Raw genomic sequence first — 1,390 nt, 5'->3', positions numbered from 1 at the left:
TGTAAGGCTTAGACATGAAAAACCTCTATGAACTCATTAGCCCTATTCTATGCCAAGCTAAACGTTTTTAGCTATAGTGGAACATCTCGACGAGGTACGCAACAGTGCGGTTCATTTCGTAGGCATTCATCCCGCCCAGCCGAACCGGTTTTTGTGGCTAACCAGCTCTTGCGATTGCACGGTCACAGTGGCCGAGTTTTTGAAAACCATGGCCCGCTTAGACGTGAAACCCTTGCCCTAGACCTGAGCGTACATAGCCAACGCCAAAAGACTGCGCATCCCTTGCGTCAAAGCTGCTGTGCCTGGCCGTAGATTTTTTGGAAATGAACTCTTCTAGGTCCTGTTTATGCTCGATTAAGGACATGCGAGAGAAATAGCCATGCTACACATCACGACTCGGCTCGACGAAGACAACTCGCTGGTTGCAGACCTAGACCCTGCTGTGAAGGCTGATGAGGAAGCGTTCATCGAAAAGTTCCTGGCAGCCGACCAAATCCTAGGGGAGTTGGAAAGCTCGCTTTGAGAACGGTTGCAAAGGAAATACAGGGTCAGCATTATTTGGGACGGTCGAAAGACAGTCCTGACTGCCGAAAAGGAACCCTAAAACCGCCAGCTCTTTTTGTCAGTGGAAAACAAGCAAGCCCTAGTTTCTAGCCGCAATATGAGCAATATGAAAGTAAAACACCTAGCTGTTGCTTTTTTACTTGGTCTTTCCCTAGTTTCTCCCGCCCTTGCCAAGCCCTGCCCCCGCGCCGAAAAGTACCGTGGTGAGCCTAGCGCTCCAACTCACCGGCTTGTGGAGTTGAAGGACTTGGCCTTGATACTCCATATCCCCAGCAACTTCCGGGCGGTTAAAGTGAACCGATATGTAGTCGAAATTTTGCATCCCCGCCAGTACGAACTGACCAAGTGTGGTCTCCCCCCAGAGTTTGTGGAGACCTTCGCCATCTTGCCTGAGTCGCTTCTGCCCGATTTCCTGCGAATGGGTGGCGAGATGGTGAGTTTGGGACCCATCCAGACCACACATCTGGAGGGCGCTGGGTTTGCTCTCGGGGTCAACCAGAATTTCGCCGACGAAGCGTTCTTCATCGCCCGGCACCCGACCCGGCCTGGGTTCTTCGTTGTCTACATGCTGAGTTGTGACTGCGTGTTTCCCACCGCGCTGCTTGTCAACAACATCCAATTCTTTGACCCCATTCCTTTGCGTTGATAGCAACAAACCAAATTTCCGCCTTGGTCGCTATGGGGCTTCCTTACTTTATCAGCACAAAAGAAGTACAAAGGATAGACGCTCGGGTCTGGTGTATGAGACCTATAGCTAAGCTGACAAAGGTTGACATAGAAGACAGACAGCTTCATCCACGAGAGAACGTAGGTTCCGTTTGGTTAA

3 protein-coding genes are annotated in these 1,390 nt (G+C 50.9%); all 3 read left to right on the top strand.

The window, feature by feature from the left end:
- The first annotated feature begins 76 nt into the window (after positions 1 to 76).
- The 3 genes from NZ705_12470 (at position 77) to NZ705_12460 (ending at position 1,210) form a co-directional block, all read left to right on the top strand.
- Positions 77 to 241 carry a hypothetical protein gene (locus NZ705_12470; protein ID MCS7293757.1) on the top strand — a complete coding sequence of 55 codons (165 nt, stop codon included), beginning with the start codon at positions 77 to 79 and terminating at the stop codon, positions 239 to 241.
- Between the two features lie 138 nt (positions 242 to 379).
- Positions 380 to 523, top strand: coding sequence for a hypothetical protein (locus NZ705_12465; GenBank protein ID MCS7293756.1), 144 nt, complete (start codon positions 380 to 382; stop codon positions 521 to 523).
- A 273-nt stretch (positions 524 to 796) separates the two neighbouring features.
- Positions 797 to 1,210 (top strand): hypothetical protein, encoded by a 414-nt coding sequence (locus NZ705_12460; protein MCS7293755.1) that lies wholly within the window; start codon positions 797 to 799, stop codon positions 1,208 to 1,210.
- The last annotated feature ends 180 nt before the right edge of the window (positions 1,211 to 1,390 follow it).

Source organism: Gloeomargarita sp. SKYB120, assembly GCA_025062155.1.
Classification (GTDB): Bacteria; Cyanobacteriota; Cyanobacteriia; order Gloeomargaritales; family Gloeomargaritaceae; genus Gloeomargarita.
This window is presented reverse-complemented; position numbering and strand designations above follow the sequence as displayed.